The 19974-nt window shown below is 39.6% G+C and carries 20 protein-coding genes and 2 riboswitches; of the genes, 15 read left to right on the top strand and 5 right to left on the bottom strand.

What is annotated here, in order from left to right; all coding sequences use genetic code 11:
* Positions 1-22: 22 nt before the first annotated feature.
* Together ACUNWD_RS04075 and ACUNWD_RS04070 are read right to left on the bottom strand one after the other, a co-directional pair.
* Positions 23-739, bottom strand: a complete 717-nt coding sequence (locus ACUNWD_RS04075) for a LytR/AlgR family response regulator transcription factor (protein ID WP_445586497.1) — start codon at positions 737-739, stop codon at positions 23-25.
* Positions 732-1805 carry a sensor histidine kinase gene (locus ACUNWD_RS04070; protein WP_445586496.1) on the bottom strand — a complete coding sequence of 358 codons (1074 nt, stop codon included), beginning with the start codon at positions 1803-1805 and terminating at the stop codon, positions 732-734. Before ACUNWD_RS04070 ends, ACUNWD_RS04075 begins: the two co-directional genes overlap by 8 nt.
* Positions 1806-2017: 212 nt before the next feature.
* Between ACUNWD_RS04070 and ACUNWD_RS04065 the strand changes: the two genes are divergently transcribed.
* From ACUNWD_RS04065 to ACUNWD_RS04040, 6 genes are all read left to right on the top strand, one after another.
* A complete protein-coding gene (locus ACUNWD_RS04065) occupies positions 2018-2383 on the top strand; it encodes a MotA/TolQ/ExbB proton channel family protein (RefSeq protein ID WP_445586495.1) in 366 nt (121 codons plus the stop codon).
* Positions 2384-2638: 255 nt separating this feature from the next.
* Positions 2639-4138 carry a glycosyltransferase family 39 protein gene (locus ACUNWD_RS04060; protein WP_445586494.1) on the top strand — a complete coding sequence of 500 codons (1500 nt, stop codon included), beginning with the start codon at positions 2639-2641 and terminating at the stop codon, positions 4136-4138.
* Between the two features lie 4 nt (positions 4139-4142).
* Positions 4143-4490: a DsrE family protein gene (locus tag ACUNWD_RS04055; RefSeq protein ID WP_445586493.1), complete on the top strand. Its 348-nt coding sequence runs from the start codon at positions 4143-4145 to the stop codon at positions 4488-4490.
* Positions 4491-4549: 59 nt separating this feature from the next.
* Positions 4550-4748, top strand: a riboswitch (cobalamin riboswitch).
* A gap of 77 nt (positions 4749-4825) precedes the next feature.
* Positions 4826-5662 (top strand): ABC transporter substrate-binding protein, encoded by an 837-nt coding sequence (locus ACUNWD_RS04050; RefSeq protein ID WP_445586492.1) that lies wholly within the window; start codon positions 4826-4828, stop codon positions 5660-5662.
* 1 nt (position 5663) lies between these two features.
* A complete protein-coding gene (locus ACUNWD_RS04045) occupies positions 5664-6680 on the top strand; it encodes a FecCD family ABC transporter permease (RefSeq protein ID WP_445586491.1) in 1017 nt (338 codons plus the stop codon).
* 1 nt (position 6681) lies between these two features.
* Positions 6682-7485, top strand: a complete 804-nt coding sequence (locus ACUNWD_RS04040) for an ABC transporter ATP-binding protein (protein WP_445586490.1) — start codon at positions 6682-6684, stop codon at positions 7483-7485.
* A gap of 11 nt (positions 7486-7496) precedes the next feature.
* Here ACUNWD_RS04040 and ACUNWD_RS04035 read toward each other — a convergent pair whose 3' ends face one another.
* Complete coding sequence (locus tag ACUNWD_RS04035; protein ID WP_445586489.1) at positions 7497-8465, bottom strand: FecR family protein; 969 nt, start codon at positions 8463-8465, stop codon at positions 7497-7499.
* 57 nt (positions 8466-8522) lie between these two features.
* Positions 8523-9047 carry an RNA polymerase sigma-70 factor gene (locus ACUNWD_RS04030; protein WP_445586488.1) on the bottom strand — a complete coding sequence of 175 codons (525 nt, stop codon included), beginning with the start codon at positions 9045-9047 and terminating at the stop codon, positions 8523-8525.
* Positions 9048-9189: 142 nt separating this feature from the next.
* Between ACUNWD_RS04030 and ACUNWD_RS04025 the strand changes: the two genes are divergently transcribed.
* From ACUNWD_RS04025 to cobC, 7 genes are all read left to right on the top strand, one after another.
* Entirely contained in the window at positions 9190-10383 is a 1194-nt protein-coding gene (locus ACUNWD_RS04025; protein ID WP_445586487.1) for a hypothetical protein, read from the top strand.
* Between the two features lie 37 nt (positions 10384-10420).
* Positions 10421-10626, top strand: a riboswitch (cobalamin riboswitch).
* A gap of 87 nt (positions 10627-10713) precedes the next feature.
* Positions 10714-12636: a TonB-dependent receptor gene (locus ACUNWD_RS04020; protein WP_445586486.1), complete on the top strand. Its 1923-nt coding sequence runs from the start codon at positions 10714-10716 to the stop codon at positions 12634-12636.
* 18 nt (positions 12637-12654) lie between these two features.
* The gene (locus ACUNWD_RS04015; RefSeq protein WP_445586485.1) at positions 12655-13767 is read left to right on the top strand and encodes a DUF5074 domain-containing protein; all 1113 of its coding nucleotides are present in this window, start codon (positions 12655-12657) and stop codon (positions 13765-13767) included.
* Positions 13768-13952: 185 nt separating this feature from the next.
* Positions 13953-14465 carry a bifunctional adenosylcobinamide kinase/adenosylcobinamide-phosphate guanylyltransferase gene (cobU, locus tag ACUNWD_RS04010; protein ID WP_445586484.1) on the top strand — a complete coding sequence of 171 codons (513 nt, stop codon included), beginning with the start codon at positions 13953-13955 and terminating at the stop codon, positions 14463-14465.
* Positions 14466-14545: 80 nt separating this feature from the next.
* The gene (gene cobT / locus ACUNWD_RS04005; protein ID WP_445586483.1) at positions 14546-15574 is read left to right on the top strand and encodes a nicotinate-nucleotide--dimethylbenzimidazole phosphoribosyltransferase; all 1029 of its coding nucleotides are present in this window, start codon (positions 14546-14548) and stop codon (positions 15572-15574) included.
* Between the two features lie 62 nt (positions 15575-15636).
* Positions 15637-16389 carry an adenosylcobinamide-GDP ribazoletransferase gene (locus ACUNWD_RS04000; RefSeq protein ID WP_445586482.1) on the top strand — a complete coding sequence of 251 codons (753 nt, stop codon included), beginning with the start codon at positions 15637-15639 and terminating at the stop codon, positions 16387-16389.
* On the top strand, positions 16386-16943 hold the full coding sequence (cobC, locus tag ACUNWD_RS03995; RefSeq protein ID WP_445586481.1) for an alpha-ribazole phosphatase family protein: 558 nt from the start codon (positions 16386-16388) through the stop codon (positions 16941-16943). Before ACUNWD_RS04000 ends, cobC begins: the two co-directional genes overlap by 4 nt.
* 1 nt (position 16944) lies before the next feature.
* Here cobC and ACUNWD_RS03990 read toward each other — a convergent pair whose 3' ends face one another.
* Positions 16945-17505 (bottom strand): helix-turn-helix domain-containing protein, encoded by a 561-nt coding sequence (locus ACUNWD_RS03990; RefSeq protein ID WP_445586480.1) that lies wholly within the window; start codon positions 17503-17505, stop codon positions 16945-16947.
* 245 nt (positions 17506-17750) lie between these two features.
* Here ACUNWD_RS03990 and ACUNWD_RS03985 point away from each other — a divergent pair, with 245 nt between their 5' ends.
* Both ACUNWD_RS03985 and ACUNWD_RS03980 read left to right on the top strand, forming a co-directional pair.
* Positions 17751-19232, top strand: coding sequence for a cobyric acid synthase (locus ACUNWD_RS03985; RefSeq protein ID WP_445586479.1), 1482 nt, complete (start codon positions 17751-17753; stop codon positions 19230-19232).
* A 77-nt stretch (positions 19233-19309) separates the two neighbouring features.
* A complete protein-coding gene (locus tag ACUNWD_RS03980) occupies positions 19310-19936 on the top strand; it encodes a class I SAM-dependent methyltransferase (protein ID WP_445586478.1) in 627 nt (208 codons plus the stop codon).
* Positions 19937-19974 lie beyond the last annotated feature (38 nt).

Raw genomic sequence — 19974 nt, 5'->3', positions numbered from 1 at the left:
CATTGAGGGCAGCCTCTCTTTTTTAGTGATTTTCCAGTTTCTCAAGTACTTCTTTTTTATATCCACGACTTATTGGAATAATCTTCTTTTGAATTTGAACATATTCATTGGTGTAGGAGTCAATTTCTGATTTGGAAACAACAAAGGAACGATGGGTTCGGATGAAATCGTTTTGAGGAAGTTTAGCTTCGATATTGGTAATGGTTTCGCGTGTTATGACAGTTTTGTCTTTTAAATGAATTTTAATGTAGTCGCTCAAACTTTCAATATAAAGGATTTCGGAGAAGCTGATTTTAACCATTTTTCGGTCGGCACGCACAAAGAAATAGTCACTTTTTTCCGGGGTGATTTCTACAGGTTCAGACAGAACAGAGGGTGTGTTTTCATTTCTGTACTTATTTATAGCTTGCAATAACCTCTCAAAAGAAATGGGTTTTAACAAATAGTCAACTGCCTGTAGGTCAAATCCATCTATTGCATATTCCCGGTAGGCTGTTGTGAAAATAACTTTAATATCTTTATTGATGGAGCGAGCAAAAGACAGGCCTGAAATCTCCGGCATATTGATGTCGAGGAAAATTAAATCAACGTTATTGGCATTGATGACATTAAATGCATCAATCGCACTTTTACAACTGGCAACAACATCCACCGAGTCAATTCTGGAAAGATGATTTTCCAGAATCTCACGAGCTACCGGTTCGTCATCAACAATAATGCATTGAGTCGCTCTAGCCATTTTGCTGCAGGTTTAAGTTAAAGATAGACAATTCAGCCGTATACCATTTCTCTGTTTGGTGAATACTCAGCCTGTAGTTTTCTTTATAGTGTAACTCCAGCCGTTTACGGATGTTTTCCAATCCAATCCCTGTTTTCTTTTCTCCGTTTTCATCTTCTCCTAAGAAGGAGTTTTTAACAACAAATTGAAGTTGATTATCCGATACTGAAATCATGATTTCAATTCGAAGAAATCCTTCCTCCAGGCTTCCGTGTTTAAAGGCATTTTCGATGAAAGGAATCAGTAGCATTGGGGCAATCATGATGTTTTCATCGATGTCAGTTGATTTAAAAATGACCCGCAAAGTATCCTGGAAGCGTATTTTTTCCAGTTCAATATATTCCCTGATATGCAGGACCTCTTCTTTTAAACTGACTTTGGGCTTATTGACCTGGTATAAGATGTAATCCAGCAGGTTCGACAGTTTCAGGATTATTTCGGGCGTTTGTTTCGATTGCCTGATAGCAAAACCATAAATGGTGTTTAGTGTATTGAATAGAAAATGAGGATGAATTTGCATCTTCAGGTAATGCAATTCCTGCTCTTTCAATTGTAGTTGGGTTGCCAGTATTTTGTTCTCCAATTCCTTGTTGCGCGATACCGTTTTGAAATTGTGATTAAGCAAGCTGACAAAACTGATTACTCCGGAAACCAGGAAAACCAGCATGAGTATAAAAAGGAAATTTTTGCTCATTGGGGGCATCACCGAAATATTAAAAGCGAGAAGGAAAATCAGGCAGCCGTAAATCACAAGTACAATCAAATAGGAAGAAAAAACCAAGGTGTAAAAACTGTACAAGGCAAACTTAATATAAGCTTTTGTGAGCAGGTATTTGGGAATCAGAAAATAGACCACGAAATAAGTGACCATCATGGTTACTGGTAACAGGCAACTGGAAAACCAGGTCACGTATAAAATATCGTCGGAGTTGTAACTGAAAAAGTAATAAAAGAAAAACCAAACGGCCACCCAAAAAAACAGGTGAAACAAGATGATTTTTGGTCTTATCTTTTTCCAGAAGTTCATAAGAACAATATTACTTAAAATCCGTCAATCCTCCTTTTTTTATCGATGAATAACCAGTTTAATGCCTGTTGTTGTGTGTTGTAGATCCATTTTCATTTTGTAATTTTAAATGTGCTGAATCCCGAATGAAATTGTTCGTCCATCGCAATAAAAAATGTTCATACGAAATTGCCTGTAAATTTGAGTAAGTATAAATTTTAAAACCTAAAATCATGTCAGGTCTAATCGGAAAATTTAATGATGGTGGCCCCATCTTTACTTACCTCATCTTCATTTTGTTGTTGGTTATTATTGGATTGTTTATCAAAGAAATGGTCCGGAAAGGAGGCCCCGGAAAAACTGTTTCTTTAATTAATCACATTGCCTGGTTTGCAGTGGCGTGGGGGTTTTTGGGACGAACTTTTGGGTTAATCGATGCTTTTGATAAAGTTGCAGCTCAGGGTGAACTAACCCCTCGACTTTTAGCTGATGGTCTGAAAATGGCATTGGTCGATCCCTTATTCGGTATTTTTGTGTTTCTCGTTGCCCGTGTGTTAATCATTGTTCTGGTTTCAATGGGGAGGGAGAAAGTAGCTTAATCATCAAAAGTTAATTTAGAATAGCAGATTCTTTCAAGATCCGGTCATTTAAAATGATCGGATTTTTTGATTCAACTTTTTGATTTTTAATGGATTTTCTAATTGAAAAATCAAAAAATGTAGGTTTCAATTCACTAACTTAGCACAACCATAAACTCAAATCTAAGTTCAAAAATTAAGGTCCTGAAAGATCCAGTTCAAAATATTAGCGCTTTAAAGGACAAGTTTTCACTGGAGTGGAAGTTAATTCTGGCATTGGCAATTTTGAAACTGTCTATTCATTTCATTACAATGCACAATCTGGGCTTGCATCGTGATGCATACCTGTATTATGCACTCGGTGAACACTTAGCTTGGGGATATTTTTCAGTTCCGCCGTCAATAGCGTTTTTTGCGAAGGTTGGTACTTTCTTTTTTGGAAATACGGTATTTGCCTTACGCTTTTTCCCAGCTTTGATTGGTGCTGTAAATGTGGTAATTGTTGGGCTGGCAGTTAAGGAGCTTGGAGGGAAATGGGTTGCAGTTTTGCTGGCATGTTTGGCCTACATTCTTTCTCCGGCTTATTTGCATACAAACACCTTGCTCCAGCCGGTAAGTTTCAATCATTTTTACTGGTTGCTTTCCTCTTTTCTCATTTTGAAAATGATCAATCGTAATGATCCTAAAATGTGGATATGGATTGGTTTGGCATTCGGATTGGGCTTCATGAATAAATATTCCATCGTTTTTTTCTATGCCGCTTTTGGAATGGCTTTGCTGTTTTCCAAGCATCGACATCTAATCTGGACAAAACAATTTCTGGCTGCAGCGGGCATTGGATTTATCATTATCCTGCCCAATCTTATTTGGCAGTATCAGCATAATTGGCCGGTGGTTTATCACCTTACGGCATTGCATGACAATCAATTGGTGCATGTGAATCGATTGGAGTTTTCAATCGCACAATTGTTGATGAATGCTCATGCTCTTTTAATTTGGGTTTTTGCATTACTGGTGTTATTGTTTGCGAGAAAAGAAAAAGAATTCAGGATATTTGGACTGATTTTTATTTTCATCATTTTGCTGCTGATGGCCGGTAGTGGAAAGGCTTATTACACACTTGGAGCATATCCAATATTGTTTGCTTTTGGTGCTTTCTATATTGAAAAATACATTCGTAGATTTCTGCTTCCAGTAGCAGGCGTTTTAGTTTTGTTTATGCTCGTTGCCTTGTATGGATCACTTTCATTTGATGGAGTCCCTTTTGTTACATTTGAACAAGCTTTGAGGAAAGATGCTTATCGATGGGAAGATGGTGTTTATCATGATTTGCCGCAGGATATGGCAGACATGACAGGTTGGGAGCAACTGGGGAAAAAAGTAAATACCGTATTTCTGGAATTGGATGAAAATGGCCGTAAAAGTTGCGACGTTTATTGTTACAATTATGGGCAAGCTGCTGCAGTCATGTTTTATGGAAAGAAGCATCATCTACCACAGCCAATTTGTTTCAATGATAGTTTTACATTTTGGTCGCCCGACAGTCTTTCAGGGGATTATGTGATTTGGGTCCATTCTCCATTATGGACTGATAATAATCCCGAGACTCTGTTGCCAACTTTTTTTGAAAAAGTGACCTATAAAGGAAATGTTGACGATCCTTATTTTCGCGAGAACGGGACAGAGATTTATCTTTGTCAGCATCCAAAGCCATTGGTGAAGGAACGCTATCTCGAAGAAATAAAAATTGAGAGAAATAAATATCTAAATAATTAAGTGAATGTCTACTCTAAAAAACACCCTACTACAGATCACCCAAAATGGTATGGGATCAGGTGATGAACAACTGGCCCAGCTACTGATTAAAAACTACTTTACCCTACTTAGTGAAGAAAAGGAACTTCCCAAGGTAATTGCCTTTTACAACGGAGGTGTCAATCTTATTTGCAGCGGTTCGCCGGCTATTGAAATTCTTCTAATACTGGAGCAGAAAGGTGTGAAATTAATGGCTTGCAAAACCTGCCTAAAGCATTTTGATTTACTGGATAAAATGGAAGTTGGCATCGCTGGAACGATGATGGATATTATTGAACTCCAAAAGGTGGCTGATAAGGTGGTGAATTTGTAGAATCAGGTTTTATGTGCTGACTAAAAATTCAACTGAGTTATCTTTCCCAAAATAAATTTCTACTTTTGCAATGCGTTGGTGGCCAATGATCATTAATCCGGTCAGGCCTTAATAGGGAATCCGGTGAAAATCCGGAGCAGTCCCCGCTGCTGTAAAACCCGTTTGATTCCACGGAATCTGCGCCACTTTCTGATTTATCGGGAGGGAAGGCATTCGTGGAGGGTAAGCCAGAAGACCTGCCGAAGCAAAATTGTTTAACCGGATCTTCGGGGAAAAAAGATCGTTGGAACGTTTTTCATTCCAATCCATCTTCTCGAGGGCATAAGTGCCAAAAAATGAAGGATAAAAAATATCCGCTTTTTAGTCGGTTTTTGCTTGTTGCCTTGCTGTTTCTATCGATTGGTAGTTTTGCACAAACTCCCAAACGGATCATCAGTCTGGTGCCATCGGTGACCAAGTATTTGTATTTGCTGGATGCGGATGATTTATTGGTTGGTTGTACCAGTTTTTGTTTGCTTGACAAGCCAGAGGACGCGGAGGTGGTGGCTTCGGCCATCCAGGTGAATTTTGAAAAAGCCATCATGCTTAAGCCTGATTTGGTGATTGCCAGTTCGCTAACTACGCCTGAAACTATAAAAACATTTGAAAAGCTGGGCATCGAAACGATGTATCTCAGTTATCCAAAATCCTTTGAGGACTTGTGTTCGCATTTGGTCATTTTGGGTGAGAAGGTTAGTAAAAAGTCCAAAGCAGAGGAAATTGTGGCAGATGCAAAAAGCGAAATTGAGGAATTGAAAAAACGGGTTCCTAACACTGGAAAGAAGCCAAAAATTTTCATGCAGATTGGTGCAAATCCATTGTTTACCGCTGTGCCAAATACGTTCATGCAAGATTTTATTGATTTTGCAGGTGGGGAAAACATAGCTTCCGATTTTCAAATTGGAAGTATCACCCGCGAGAAAGTATTGATCAGCAATCCGGATGTGATTTTCATTTTATTGATGGGTACCTTGAGTGCTGATGAAAAGCAATCCTGGGAAAAATATTCTCAATTAAGTGCTGTAAAAAACAAAAAGGTGTTTGTAATGGATCAGGAAAAAACCTGTAGTCCGACACCGCTTCTATTTGTGGAGGCATTGCAAGAAATGATCGACCATATTTATTCAGAATAAATTGATACGAAAGAAGCACATAGGGTGGCTGTTTGCCTTGGCCGGATTACTGGCTTTGTTGATTTTTTCAATCCTGGTGTCAATGTCATCCGGGGAGCTAAAGCTAGAATTGGGAGAAGTCTTAAAAATGGTTTTCCAGGGTGGAGACACGGAGTCTATGGAATACATGCTGATTACCCAGGTTCGTTTGCCTCGAATTATTCTGGGAGTGGCGGTTGGTGGCTCGTTAAGTTTGGCGGGAGTTATCTTGCAGGGGATTTACCGAAATCCATTGGTTGAGCCGTTCACTTTGGGCATATCTGGTGGAGCATCATTGGGAGTGGCAACTACCATTGTATTGGGCCTGCACTTAACCATGGGATCGTATATGCTTCCTGTTTCAGGATTTGCCGGCGCATTTTTAATTATCTTTTTAGTTTACACAATTAGTTCCAGAAAGGGTTCTGTCAATATACAAAACATGTTGCTTACCGGGGTGATGGTGAGTTTTGTGGCATCTTCGGCAATGATGTTTTTAATGGCAATCAGCAGTTCTGAAAACCTGCATGGCATCGTTTTCTGGATCATGGGCTCGCTGGATGAACCAGACAATTTCCTGATTTGGCTGACATTCATAGCAGGAATTGTAGTATTGTTTGCGTCCTACCTTTTTGTGCAGCCGCTAAATGCCCTTCGGTTGGGTGAAGAAAAGGCATTGCACTTGGGGATTAATACCAATGTTGCGGTAAAGGTGCTTTTTGTGCTTGCCTCTTTGTTGGCTGGAATTTGTGTATCGGTTTCCGGGGTGATTGGTTTTGTGGGCTTAATTATTCCTCATTTGTTGAGGTTGTTTTTTGGTACCGATTACCGAATTTTGCTTGCCAGTTCCTTTTTATTGGGTGGCTCGTTTTTGGTACTTTCTGATGTGGTAGCTCGAACCATTATCTCACCAAACGAATTGCCAATTGGTGTGATCACCGGGATTGTTGGTGGCATTGTTTTCATCTTTTTAATGAGTCATCAAAAAAGGAAAAACTGACATGAAAAATATATTTTTCGACATAGCAGATTTTTCCTGTGGTTATTCAGGTTTTAAACTTTCGGGAATCGGGTTTGAGTTATCGAAGGGTACTTTTGCCGGCATTATTGGGCCCAACGGTTCTGGAAAAACGACCTTATTTCGAGGAATAACCGGAGCGCTTCCAACGCTGTCAGGTCAGGTTTCACTTCAAGAAAATAACATTCAATCGTTGTCGCTTCGTAAGCGTGCGCAAAGCATTGCGGTAGTTAGTCAGTTCACCGATTTGGATCAAATCACAGTCGAAGATTATGTGTTGATGGGTAGGCTTCCCTATCATGGACGGTTCCGTTTTTTTGAAACCAAAGAAGATATCTCGCTTGCTCAAAAGTATATGGAACTCACGGACGTCATTCAGTACAAGGATAAATTGATGACTGAACTCAGTGGTGGCGAGCAACAACGTGCAGCCATTGCCCGTGCGCTTACTCAACAACCCGAATTACTTTTATTGGATGAACCTACGTCTCATTTGGATATCACTCACCAGGTGAAGATTCTCGATTTATTGCACCGTCTCAACCAGGAGATGGGACTTACCGTGCTGATGGTTATTCATGATTTGAACCTGGCATCGGAGTATTGTGACCAACTTATCCTTTTTAATCAGGGTAAAATTTTCACACAGGGTTCACCGGAAGAAGTCTTGAATTTTGAAATCATTGAAGCAGTTTATGAAACGCCGGTTATCACGCGAACTAATCCATTTTCCAATAAACCAGTGATCTTTCTGGTGAGTGAGAAGATGATGAAAAAGTCAAAGTAGTTTGCTTGATGCTACATCCTGAATGGATTAACTTCTTCTTCTTTGGGTTTTATAGTAATATGCCGATCTTCTATTGTAAAGTCTAATGGAGATGCTAACCTTAGAATTTTTAAAATTTCTGTTAATGTAGTTGTAGGGGTGATTGAAAATGTAAACTTAATATTTCTGATGCCAGGGGAAATAGTAATTTTATACTGATATCGTTGCTCTAACACTTTACAAACTTCTTTCAGGTCGGCGTCTCGAAGATGAATAAAAGTTGCAGTATCAGTGGATTGTTCAAGATCAATCTCATTCGTTTTTGGATTGTAAGTCAACCCATTTCCAACTTTTAAATCTACGGTGTCAACGGGGGTTATAAAGCTGATATTTCCTTCGTAAAGTTCTACTTTCGTTTTTATTCCAGTGTTCACACGGAATGTAGTCCCATGTACCTGAATTTTCGAGTTTTTTAAATTGACAGTAAATATTTGCTCTGGATTGGATTTGACAAAAAAGAATGCTTCTCCTTCCAAAGAAACTCCACGGTCAAATTGTTGATGTGTGGTGACTTTTGCATCTGGTTTCAAATAGATGATTGAGGAATCAGGTAAATGGACAAAAGGGTTTGCCTCCGAAAATTCGTAGACGAGGAGTTTTGGTGATGATAAATAATAGACTAAAAAGCTTGCTCCAAAGATGAGAATGAAAGCTGCGGCAATTTTTACCAAATTTGCTTTCAAATAAAATAATCCACGTTTTTCGGTTTTATTCATTGTGTTTTGATTAAAAGATTCCCATTGGTTATCAACATTTATTGATTTATACAGCTCGTATGAGTCTGCAGTATCAAAAGCTTGTTTAAACTTGTCGAAGTAAGCTTTATGTTCACGACATGCCCTAATCCAGTTTTTTACTTGCTGGATATCCTCTTCATTAGCTGTATTATTTAAAAAGTGGAATAGCTGCTGGTCACTAACATTTTTCTTCTTCTTATTCATGCGTTCATTTATTAGTCGATTAAACCATGAGGACTACTTACCCGAAATGTGAATTTTTTAAATAAAAGTGAAAATTATCTTGGTTAAATGTTCTTTCAATCCTGCTTTTAATTTCTTTATTGCTTTGAAAATATGCGACTCTACGGTTCGTACTGAAATATTTAATTCTATTGCGATTTCTTTATTTGTTTTTTTCTCCTGCCTACTTTTTAAGAAAATTTGCTGGCATTGTTCAGGTAAACTACCTACGATTTCATAGATAGTTTGCTCGAGTTTGGCTTGATCAAACAAGTTTTCCATTTCGATTAAATGATATTCTGATCGAAGCGATTCGAGGTATTTGTTTTGAGCTTGTTCTTTTTTGATCAGGTCAATGCTTTTATAGAAGACTGCCTTTTTGAGGTAGGTGAATATTTCACCCGATATCTCTTTCTTGTCAATGTTTTCATAAAGATTCATAAAAACTTCCTGGACAATATCCTGAGCTTTATCCATATCATTTATGCACCGATACGATACCAGACACAGCACTTTAAAATATTCGAAATAGATTTGCTTAAATTCTGATTGACTTAAATTCATCTTCAGGAATACGAATTAAGATAACAGATTGATAATTATCTTGCATAAAGATATAGATTAAAAGAGACTATGAAAAACGGTGTACTTTGAGGAAGAATGATCTAAATTGCATGAAGATTGTTTTCAAAATAAAGCAGAGATTATGCGATTTCGGTCAAATTTGATCATACTGATTTTAATTCTTTTCCTGCCTTTTTCCGGGCGATCGTCGATTGTGTTTGAAGGCGATACCGACGAAAATGATAGTACCTTAATCAATCAGTTTTTTGGATTATTTGAAGCGGATGAAAATGCAGATATTCCAGAGGCTCAGCGCTCAAAACGAAAGCAGGTTGATGAGTTGCTTAAGGCGCTTACCAGACGCGATGGACAGCTTCAATTTAATGGAGTGGCAACAGCTAGTTTTCAGGTAGAACCGATGAAAGATGCCAATTACCAAGGAGTAGGGTCTTTTGATATTTTTGCGTTCACCAGTTTTGGGCAGCATACTATTTTATTTTTTGATTTGGAGGCAGTTGGAGGGAATGGTCCTGATCAGCTCATCCCTAATTTAACCGGATTAAATGCGGACGGTGGTACCACCCAAAGTCCGGAAGGGATTGATCATTTGGTGGTGTTGGAGGCATGGGCAGAATTTCGGGCAATGAAAGATATATTTACAGTTAATATTGGCAAAATAGACGTCACTAATTACTTTGATAATAATCTGCATGCCAATGATGAAACCTCCCAATTTTTAAGCGGTGCTTTTGTAAATAGTGCAGCCTTGCCTGCCCCCATAAATTCGCCAGGAATCAGATTGCGTACTTCATTTTTGAGTCGTTTCTACTTTCAATTCGGGTTAAATAGTTTGGATAACTCTGGCAATGATTTGATGCATGATCATTTCAAAATTGCAGAAACAGGCTTTATGCTTTTTCCACAAACAGGTTGGGAGGCCAACTTTCGAATTTATGGATTTGAACATCCGGCTGCCGGGGACAGCCGTGGGTTTGGCATTTCAGCTGATGAATTAATTGCCGGATCATTCACTGTTTTTGGTCGATATGCTAAAAATGAGAAGGAGTTGGCTGAGTGGTTTGGAATTGAACAAGCCTGGTCTGCGGGTGTTGGTTTTAAGCAATTGTTTCTAACCCGGGAGTTTAATATTGGACTGGCTTTTGGAGAAACCAAGCCATTTGCTCAAAGTGAACATGAAAAGTTAGCTGAACTTTACATTAGCAATCAGTTCAATCGGTGGGTTTATCTTTCGCCTCATCTTCAGTGGATTGATCCTGTTGGGCTTGATCAGAAAGAACACTTTTTGGTTGGGTTGCGGATTAATTTTAGCTATTGATTTTCATAAAACATATTTTTCAAAGCAAAATTATTTCTACATTTGTCACGGATTTGGTTCCAACGATTCGGCGACTGCCGGATCAGGATGAATAGGGAATCCGGTTAGAATCCGGAGCTGTACCCGCAGCTGTAAGCCTTAAAACATCTTTCTGAAACTCCAGCCACTGTCCGTCATCTGACGAACGGGAAGGCATCAGAAAGAAAGGTGAGCCAGAAGACCTGCCAAAGTCCAATTTGAATATGAACAAAAGCTTCGGGTATAAAGCTAGTGAATAATATCTACTATTTTTCACAATCTTAATCCTAAGCTCATTCTACTGAATTAGAAATGAGAAGGTTAATTTTATCGGGACTAGGTGTCCTATCAGTTTGTGGTCTGTTTGCCCAGCACACGAGTATCTCGGATACTATTATGTTGGACGAGGTTACTTCATATGCTGCTGTTAAAAAGTATCAGGCTGGTGCCAAGCTGGAGTCTATCTCGAATGAGCAATTACAATTTTCACAGGAGGGTGGACTGGATCATGTTTTGATGCGATTCACTCCGATATATATCAAATCCAATGCGGGTGGATTATCAACCATTCGTATACGAGGAACTGCTCCAGATCATACTTCCATCAATTTTGGAGGCATCAATATTAATTCACTCACTTTGGGGCATTCCAACATGTCTTCTATTCCAACTTATTTGTTTGATGGCCTGAGTTTGCAATATGGAAGTTCTTCTGCAGTAAATGGCTCGGGGTCTATTGGTGGTTCAATCTATTTAGGGATGAATGGAAATTGGACTGATGGATTAAAGGTGAAAGCAACAGTTTCTCAGGGATCGTTTGGTGAGCAACTTTATGGGACTAAAATCTTTACTGGAAACGGAAAATTTGAAGCGGTAACCAGGGCTTATTATTACTTCAAAGAAAATAATTTCCCTTTTCAAAATATATATACAGGAGATATTGAGAACAGGAACCCAATTGATGATACTCAACATGGGGCGAGCGTCGAAAATATGGGAATCGTGCAGGAATTGAACTATCGTTTTCATCAAAATGAGTATCTAAAATCTGCAATTTGGCTTGAGCATAATTGGAATCAAATTCAGCCAAATATGCAATCTAACATAGATTACACTACTACTGAAGATCTTGACAATAAGCATGTAAGAGCATGGGTGCAGTATCGGAATGATAAGAATGAACTTCGTTACCTGGCTAGTTTGGGATATGTTCACGATAAACAGGTGTATAACAAAGATAATTCTCAGCAGATTGGAACTGACCGTTTGATTGCTGATCTGGAATTAAAACAGGATTTTAATAGCAATTTTGGTTACCGTGGTGGTATCAAATACAAGTACATTGTACCGGAAGTATACGCTTATTCATCAGAGAATATAGATTTTGAACAGCAGCTTGATGTTTTTGCTTCCTCGTTTTTTACGGCATGGAACAAACTCAAATTGACTATCAATTTGCGTCAAATGTTTGTGACTGATTTTTCAGCCCCATTTACACCGTCTCTTGGAGCTGAATACCGGCTTTATACCAATGATGTTTCTGTATTTAAATTGAACGGGAATATTTCCAGAAGTTATCGTATTCCAACTTTTAACGACCGTTATTGGGGAACACAGGGAAATCCAAATCTGAAACCTGAAGAAGGGACGAATTATGAACTTGGATTAGACTACACATTTTGTAACGATAATTTTCAGTCAAACCTTAAGCTGAATGCCTTTTATATGGATATTAAAAACTGGATTGAATGGCGGAACTTTGGCGTTTGGCAAGCTCAAAATCTAATGGAAGTAGTTAGTAAGGGAATCGAATTCCAGTCAAACACTACCATTACGAAAGGCGCAATTGAATACAACTTACGTGCTAATTACAACTATAATCCGGTGGAAGCAGTCGAAACAAACTCACAAACTGGAGTAACCGGACAACAGCTAATTTATGTGCCTAAACATATGGCAAATGCCTTTTTGATGATGAAATACAAGGAATGGCAAATTTATGCTGACGGAAGTTATACCGGAAGTCGCTTTTCAGATGATATCGGTTATGAGCTTGATTCATATTTCCTGACAAATTGTGGGTTTGTTCGTCAATTGAAGATTAACAAACACCAATTCCGGTTGTCATTATCAATCAATAACCTGTTGGATGTCAATTATCAAAACGAACGATATTACGCGATGCCCGGAAGAAATTTCCGAGTTAGCATTTCAACCAATTTGAATATTATTTAAAATCCAAATTATAACCTCATGAAAAAGTTTTTGAAATATTTTACAATTCTGTTTTTTGCTCTTGCCGTATTAAGTTCTTGTAATGAAGAAGATCCGGAGCCGAATCCATATTCAAGTGAATTCATCAAAGGATGTTACGTGATAAATTTTGGGAATTATGATGCTGGCGGTGCAAGTATCTCAAAGTATGACTACGATGCTGATGCTTTAACAAACCTTTACTATCAAAATCAAAATCCGGGATTTGAGTTACTTTCCAATGTGCAGTATGCCTACAAAAAAGATGAGCAGATCTTCTTATTGGGCAATGCTCCAGATCAGCTTATTACAGTCGATCCATTGTTTGTACAAACGTTGAATGGAGTAACAGATCAAATTGAAAAGCCACGAGCTTGTATTGCGAATGGAGACTATTTGTATATCTCATGCTGGGGTGAAAATGCAGACTGGGATGTGATGCCTGATTCTTACATTGCAAAATACAACCTGAAAACTTCAACTGTAGAAGAAAAGATCGATTTACCCGGAGGACCTGAAGGCGTCGAGATTGCCAATGGAAAATTATATGCAGCTTTAAATTTCAGAGATAGCGTGGCAGTAATCAATCTAGATGATCAGGCCGTTTCATATATTGTTACACCAGCAGTTTCCTCTTATTTCTTGAAAGATAAAACCGGTAATCTATACGTTTCCTTGCTAAACACTTATACCAAACCGTCCAATGATACTGGTCTGGGATATATTAACACCGCAACTGATGAGTTGGAAACTGTTTATCCTTTATCTGGTATTAGTACTGAATATGCTTCTATCATGGCAGCTAATTCAGATTTTAGTAAGATTTATGTGACTGCTGCTTCCTATGTTCAGGATCAGGAGGGAAACTGGAACCTGTCTGGTGCTATATCAGAATTTGATGTTGCCGGAAAGACTTTTGGTGCCGAACCTCTAATTAGCAATATTTCCGGGGCAAAAGGAGTGACAGTAAATCCTGTTAATGACAATATTTATGTTTTTGTTGCAGAAAGCGTAGTGGGAGCAGGTCTTATGAAAATATACGACACCACTGGTGAATTACTTGACCAAAAAACAGTTGGTGCTTCGCCTACAATGGCAGTCTTTCAGAATTAAAAAACATGAAACTCGTTAAGTAAAATCAGATAGTTAGTTTTTCAAGAGGCAGCCGACAATTCGGTTGACCTCTTGTTTCATTTTGATGAATAACCGATAATTAATCAATGCTAGAAATTCGGAAAAACTGCAGAAGTTAATACTTGACAATTTTGTATTTTGAACCTTTGAATTTTTAAAACGATATGGCAACCATCACGTTCATCACCGGAGGAGCCCGTTCAGGGAAAAGTAGCTTTGCACAGCGGTTGGCTGAGCAGCAATCGGAAAACCCGGTTTACCTTGCAACTGCCCGCATTTGGGATGAGGATTTTGCCAACCGGATCAAGCGACACCAGGCCGACCGTGATGAGCGCTGGACAACTTTGGAAGAAGAAAAGGAGCTTTCAAAGCACGATTTTGCAGGACAAACTGTTTTGCTCGATTGTATTACCCTTTGGCTGACTAATTTCTTTTACGATTGTAACTATCAAATCGATGAAGCCCTGGAAGCAGCTAAGGCCGAATGGACTAAATTTATAAAGCAGGACATGAACCTGATTGTAGTGAGCAATGAACTTGGAATGGGTGTTCATCCTGAAAATGAAAGTGCACGGAAGTTTGCTGATCTGCAAGGCTGGATGAACCAATTTATCGCGAAACAAGCTGATACTGTTTACCTGATGGTTGCCGGAATTGAGGTGAAAATAAAAGGTTGACGGGATACGGGTTACGAGTTTCGAGTTTCGCGTTAAAGAGAACAACCAAATGACAATTTAATGACCATAAATGACAACCAATGACTAATTCATTAATAGAACAACTACAACACAAAATAGACTTTAAAACAAAACCAACCGGGGCACTTGGACAACTTGAAGAAATTGCGCTGCAACTGGGAATGATCCAAAATACGCTGTCACCAAAATTGGAAAAGCCGACTTTACTGGTTTTTGCTGCCGATCACGGCATTGCCGATGAGGGAGTGAGCCCGTATCCAAAGGATGTGACCTGGCAAATGGCGATGAATTTTTGTGCGGGGGGTGCTGCAATCAGCGTTTTTTGCAAACAAAACAGAATTGATTTAAAAGTGATTGATGCCGGTGTGGATTTTGATTTTCCGGCAGATAGTCCAATCATTGATGCGAAAATTGCCCGTGGTTCGAGAAACATGATGTTTGAACCAGCAATGACGGTGGAAGAATGTAAATTAGCCATGCAGCGCGGTGCAGAATTTGTTCAGAAAGAAGCTGAAGCAGGCTGTAATACCATTGGTTTTGGAGAGATGGGAATTGGAAATACTTCGCCCTCTTCCTTGCTGATGCATCGATTTATGAATTTACCGATTGAAGAATGTACCGGAAAAGGTGCCGGAGCAGTTGGTGAAAAGTTGGATCATAAAACAAGTATTTTAAAGGCAGTTTCTGAAAAGTACAACCCGCAAACGGCCGAGGAAACATTGGCGACTTTTGGTGGCTTGGAAATTGCAATGATGGTTGGTGCCATTTTGGAAGCCAGAAAACAAGGAATGGTTATCCTGATTGATGGATTTATTGCAACTGCGGCAACGCTTACAGCTATTCAATTTGATGAGTCGGTGCGCGAAAACTGTATTTTCTGCCATACTTCTGAAGAAAAAGGGCATCAAATGATGTTGGACCATTTACAAGCAAAACCAGTGTTGAACCTGGGAATGCGTCTGGGGGAAGGGTCTGGTGCTGCTGTTGCCTATCCGGTTATACAGGCTGCTGCGACATTTCTCAACGAAATGGCTAGCTTTGAAGATGCTGGTGTTTCCAACAAAGAGGAAGAAAGCGTAGAAGTTTAAAGTTACAGCAAATTTACAGGAGGTCTTGAATCTTGGTTCTTTGATCTTGAATCTTCAAAAATATGAAAGAGCAACTCAACTTATTTTTAACAGCGGTGATGTTTTATACGCGCATCCCGGTACCTCGCTCACTTGGCTTTTCCAATGAACGGCTGAACCGATCAACACGGTATTTCCCGTTGATTGGGTGGATTGTTGGCGGTATTGGTGCTGCTGTTTTTTATGGGTTGAATTTTTTACTGCCAGTTGAAGTGGCCGTATTTCTGAGTATGCTTGCCACTATTTTCACAACAGGAGCTTTTCACGAAGACGGCTTTGCAGATTTTTGCGATGGTTTTGGAGGCGGCTATACCCGCGAGAAAATCTTCACCATCATGAAAGACAGCCGTATCGGAACCTACGGAACCGTTGGGTTAGTCGGTATGTTGGGAACCAAGTTTCTGGCATTGCAGGCATTTCCGTCAATAGTAATTCCCTTCGCATTAATAGCAGGTCATGCATATAGCCGGCTGATGCCCGTTATGATCATTTTCACCAGTTGGTATTCCCGCGAAGATGAGTTAAGCAAGGTCAAACCGATTGGCAAAAAAGGCAAATCGTCCGACTTGATTTTTGCAGTGTTATTTGGATTGGTACCGACTGTTTTTTTCCCATGGCAATTTCTGGCACTGCTTGTACCACTTTCTTTATTAGTCACTTTTCTGTTTAAGAAATACATCGAACGAAAAATTGGCGGTTATACCGGTGATTGTTTAGGAGCATTACAGCAAATCATCGAAGTGTTGTTTTATCTCTGTCTACTATCAATCTCATGAAACTTACGTGCATTCGACATACAAGCCTGGCTGTGAGGAAAGATGTCTGTTACGGACAAACGGATGTTCCACTTGCAAAATCCTATCCTTTTGAAAAGGAAGCGGTCAGGGAAAGGCTTGGGGATGCGAATTTTCAAAAAGTGTACGCTAGTCCGCTGACGAGGTGTAAACAACTCGCAGTCGATCTTTTTCAGGAGAACCAGATTGTGTATGATGATCGGTTAAAAGAGCTGAACTTTGGGAACTGGGAAATGAAGAGCTGGGATGAAATATATGAAGCTGAAAATGGCAAGTTCTGGATGGACAATTACCTGGAAGTTTCTTGCGATGGTGGGGAATCTTATCGTGAGTTCAGGGATCGGGTAGCTTCTTTTTTGGAAGAACTGAAGTCGACTTCAGTTTCTGACGTTGCACTGGTAACGCATGGTGGCGTAATTCTTATCATGAAATCGATTTTGGAAAATACTTCCATTGATGAAGTTTTTTCAACATCCAAAACAGAATTCGGCGGTATTTATGAATTTGAATTACCCAATCAGTTGCAGGAAACATAAACTAGTCAAAATGATAGCCCCTGTTCCAATTATTTTGTTTGATGCTGCGATATTGATAAGGTTGCATGTGCTGGTAAGCCTGGAAGAACTGCGAGAAACTGCTGGACGAAAAGCCGAGAATATGTCCAATTTCCTTAAAAGTAAGCTTTGTATGTTCGAGCAAATCACATGCAACCAGGCGCAAATATTCATTAATCCAATCGTGCGCACTAATGCCCGACATGCAACGGATAGCTCCGTCAAACGCTCGCGGACTGGCTCCCAATATCTTCGCGTAGTAGGGTGCCGGGTGCTTGCCATGCTGGCGTACCAGATTGGCAAACAAGTCCATGTAACTGTTGTTGCTTGGCGTGTTTTCAAGAGTGACAACCGACAGTCGATTGCCTTTTTGCGCAGTGATCTCAGCAAGACCTGCGTATACCGTTTCCGGGGTAATTGGAGGGTAGTGAACGGGGGTCATCTGGTTGATTTTAGCTTGTTTTTCAATCAAGTTAAGACGATTTTTTATAAAATTCAACATTTTCATAAAATGTCTGTCTTGAGATTTTATGAAAGTGCACAAAAAGATAAAAAGTAGATCTGTATATTTAATGAAATAGACCTACTTTATTAAATATACGAACGTAGTTTTTAAGAAATAGGTTAAAAGAATAAAATCTACTTATTGATATTTTAGGAAATGGTACAAAAGGATTAAATGATAGGACGATTCTGCATGCATCTTCGCGAAACCAGGTAATGTAGAGTGTTTGAAAACTTATAATTTCTGGTTTGCGACTTCGAACTGTTCTTTTGAAATTTGAAATGATGAAACAAACTGAAAAACTCAAACCGATACTATTTGTTGGAACTGGCTCTGATGTTGGAAAGTCAGTGATTAACGCTGCTTTTTGCCGAATCTTCTTACAAGATGGTTATTCTCCGGCGCCATTCAAGGCTCAAAACATGTCGTTGAATTCGTTTGCGAGTGTCGAAGGATTGGAGCTTGGGAGGGCGCAAGCAGTGCAGGCTGAAGCGTGTGGCATTCCCTGTCTGAGTGCGATGAATCCAATCTTGCTAAAACCAACAAGCCATAAAAGTGCGCAGATTGTTTTAAACGGCAAACCAATGGGAGACCAGTCTGCCCGGGAATACTTCATGAAAACCGACCGCGACTTTTTGTTTGCCGAGGCTATGAAAGCATGGCGCTCGCTGGATTCAACATACAATCCCATTGTGATGGAAGGAGCTGGAAGTATTTCGGAAGTGAACCTTTGGGACAAGGATATTACCAACATGCGGGTGGCGCTGGAAACAGGCTCGCCAACCATTTTAATTGCTGATATTGATCGGGGAGGCGTGTTTGGCAGCGTGTATGGAACGATCAAATTATTACCTGAAGCGGAGCGAAAATTGATTAGGGGTATTCTCATCAACAAGTTTCGTGGTGATATCAGTTTGTTTGATGAAGGTCGTAAAATGCTGGAAGAATTAACGGGTATTCCTGTAATTGGTGTGGTTCCTTATTTCACCGATATTCATGTTGAGCAAGAAGATAGTGTGGTCATCGACTACAAACGAGGAAGCGTAAAGGATGGCAAAATCAATGTGGCTGTGGTATTGTTGAGGCACATGAGCAACTTTACCGATTTCAACATGCTGGAGCGGATGCCCGATGTGAATCTATATTATTCAGCTAATCCAGCTGAAATTGCTAAGGCAGATATTGTTCTAATTCCAGGCTCAAAAAATACGATTTCGGATTTGATGCACTTGCGCGAACTCGGTTTGGCAAAGGCCATTTTAGAAGCTTCTGCAGCCGGAAAAGGTGTGTATGGGATTTGTGGTGGCTACCAGATTATGGGTGAAGAAATCCGTGATCCCGACCATGTGGAAGGTGATGTTGAAACCATGCCCGGACTAGGCTTATTGCCCGTTGTTACAACCTTGAGCAAAGATAAGCGAACCGAACAAACCAATTTCAATTTTCAGAATCAGAAGGAAAGCTGTTCCGGATACGAGATTCATATGGGACAAACCAGGCTGATGAGTGGAAAGGCACTTTGTAAATTGGAAGACGGTACAGAAGATGGATGCCTCATTTCTCCCAAGTTGTGGGGAACCTACCTGCATGGAATTCTCGATAATAAAGTAGTGATTGAAGAGATTCTAGAGGCCAATCAATTGTCGGCAGACGTAGCTGATTTCGATTACAATGCGTTTAAAGAAGAGCAATACAACAAGCTGGCAGATCATGTGCGTGCGTGTGTGGATATGGATTATTTGTACTCAGTTTTGAAGACTGATTAGTTACTTGGAATGGATTTTCTTCCGAGGTGTGCGTTTCTGAAATCTTCCATTATATTTGTATCCATATATCTAGGTTTATGGATTCGTTGAAAGATCATTGGGAAGAAGTTTATCGGAAAACTCCAACTGAGCAGCTCGGTTGGTTTGAAGAATCTCCACAACCAACTATTGAATTGATTCAAGCTTGCTCTTTACCCCGGAGCGCCAGAATATTGAGCGTTGGTGCAGGAACGAGCAGTTTTATCGATTATTTGTTAGAGGAAGGTTTCCAGCAAATTTTAGCTACTGATATCAGTTCTACAGCGATTGAGCAGCTAAAAGAGCGGCTGGGAGAGAAGCGATCAAATGTAGAATGGATCGTTGACGATCTGACGCAGTCCACAATTTTACACAATATAAAACCGATTGATTTATGGTATGATCGGGCTGTTCTGCATTTTTTCACTCAGGCAAATGATCAACAATCGTATTTCAACTTACTGAGAAAACTGGTTAAACCAGGCGGATTCGTAATTATTGCAGCATTTTCGCTCACGGGTGCCAAAAAATGCAGTGGTCTTCCGGTGAAGAATTATAGTACAGAGATGTTGCGAGAACAACTGGGAAGTGAATTTCAATTGCTTCGTGATTTTGATTTTATATATACCACTCCGGGAGGGAATCCAAGAGATTACGTTTATACTTTATTCCAAAGGCTTTTATAAAGCAGGTTATTCGTCGATTTTTCAAGGGCGATATTCAT

Source organism: Sunxiuqinia sp. A32 (assembly GCF_052690465.1).
This window is presented reverse-complemented; position numbering and strand designations above follow the sequence as displayed.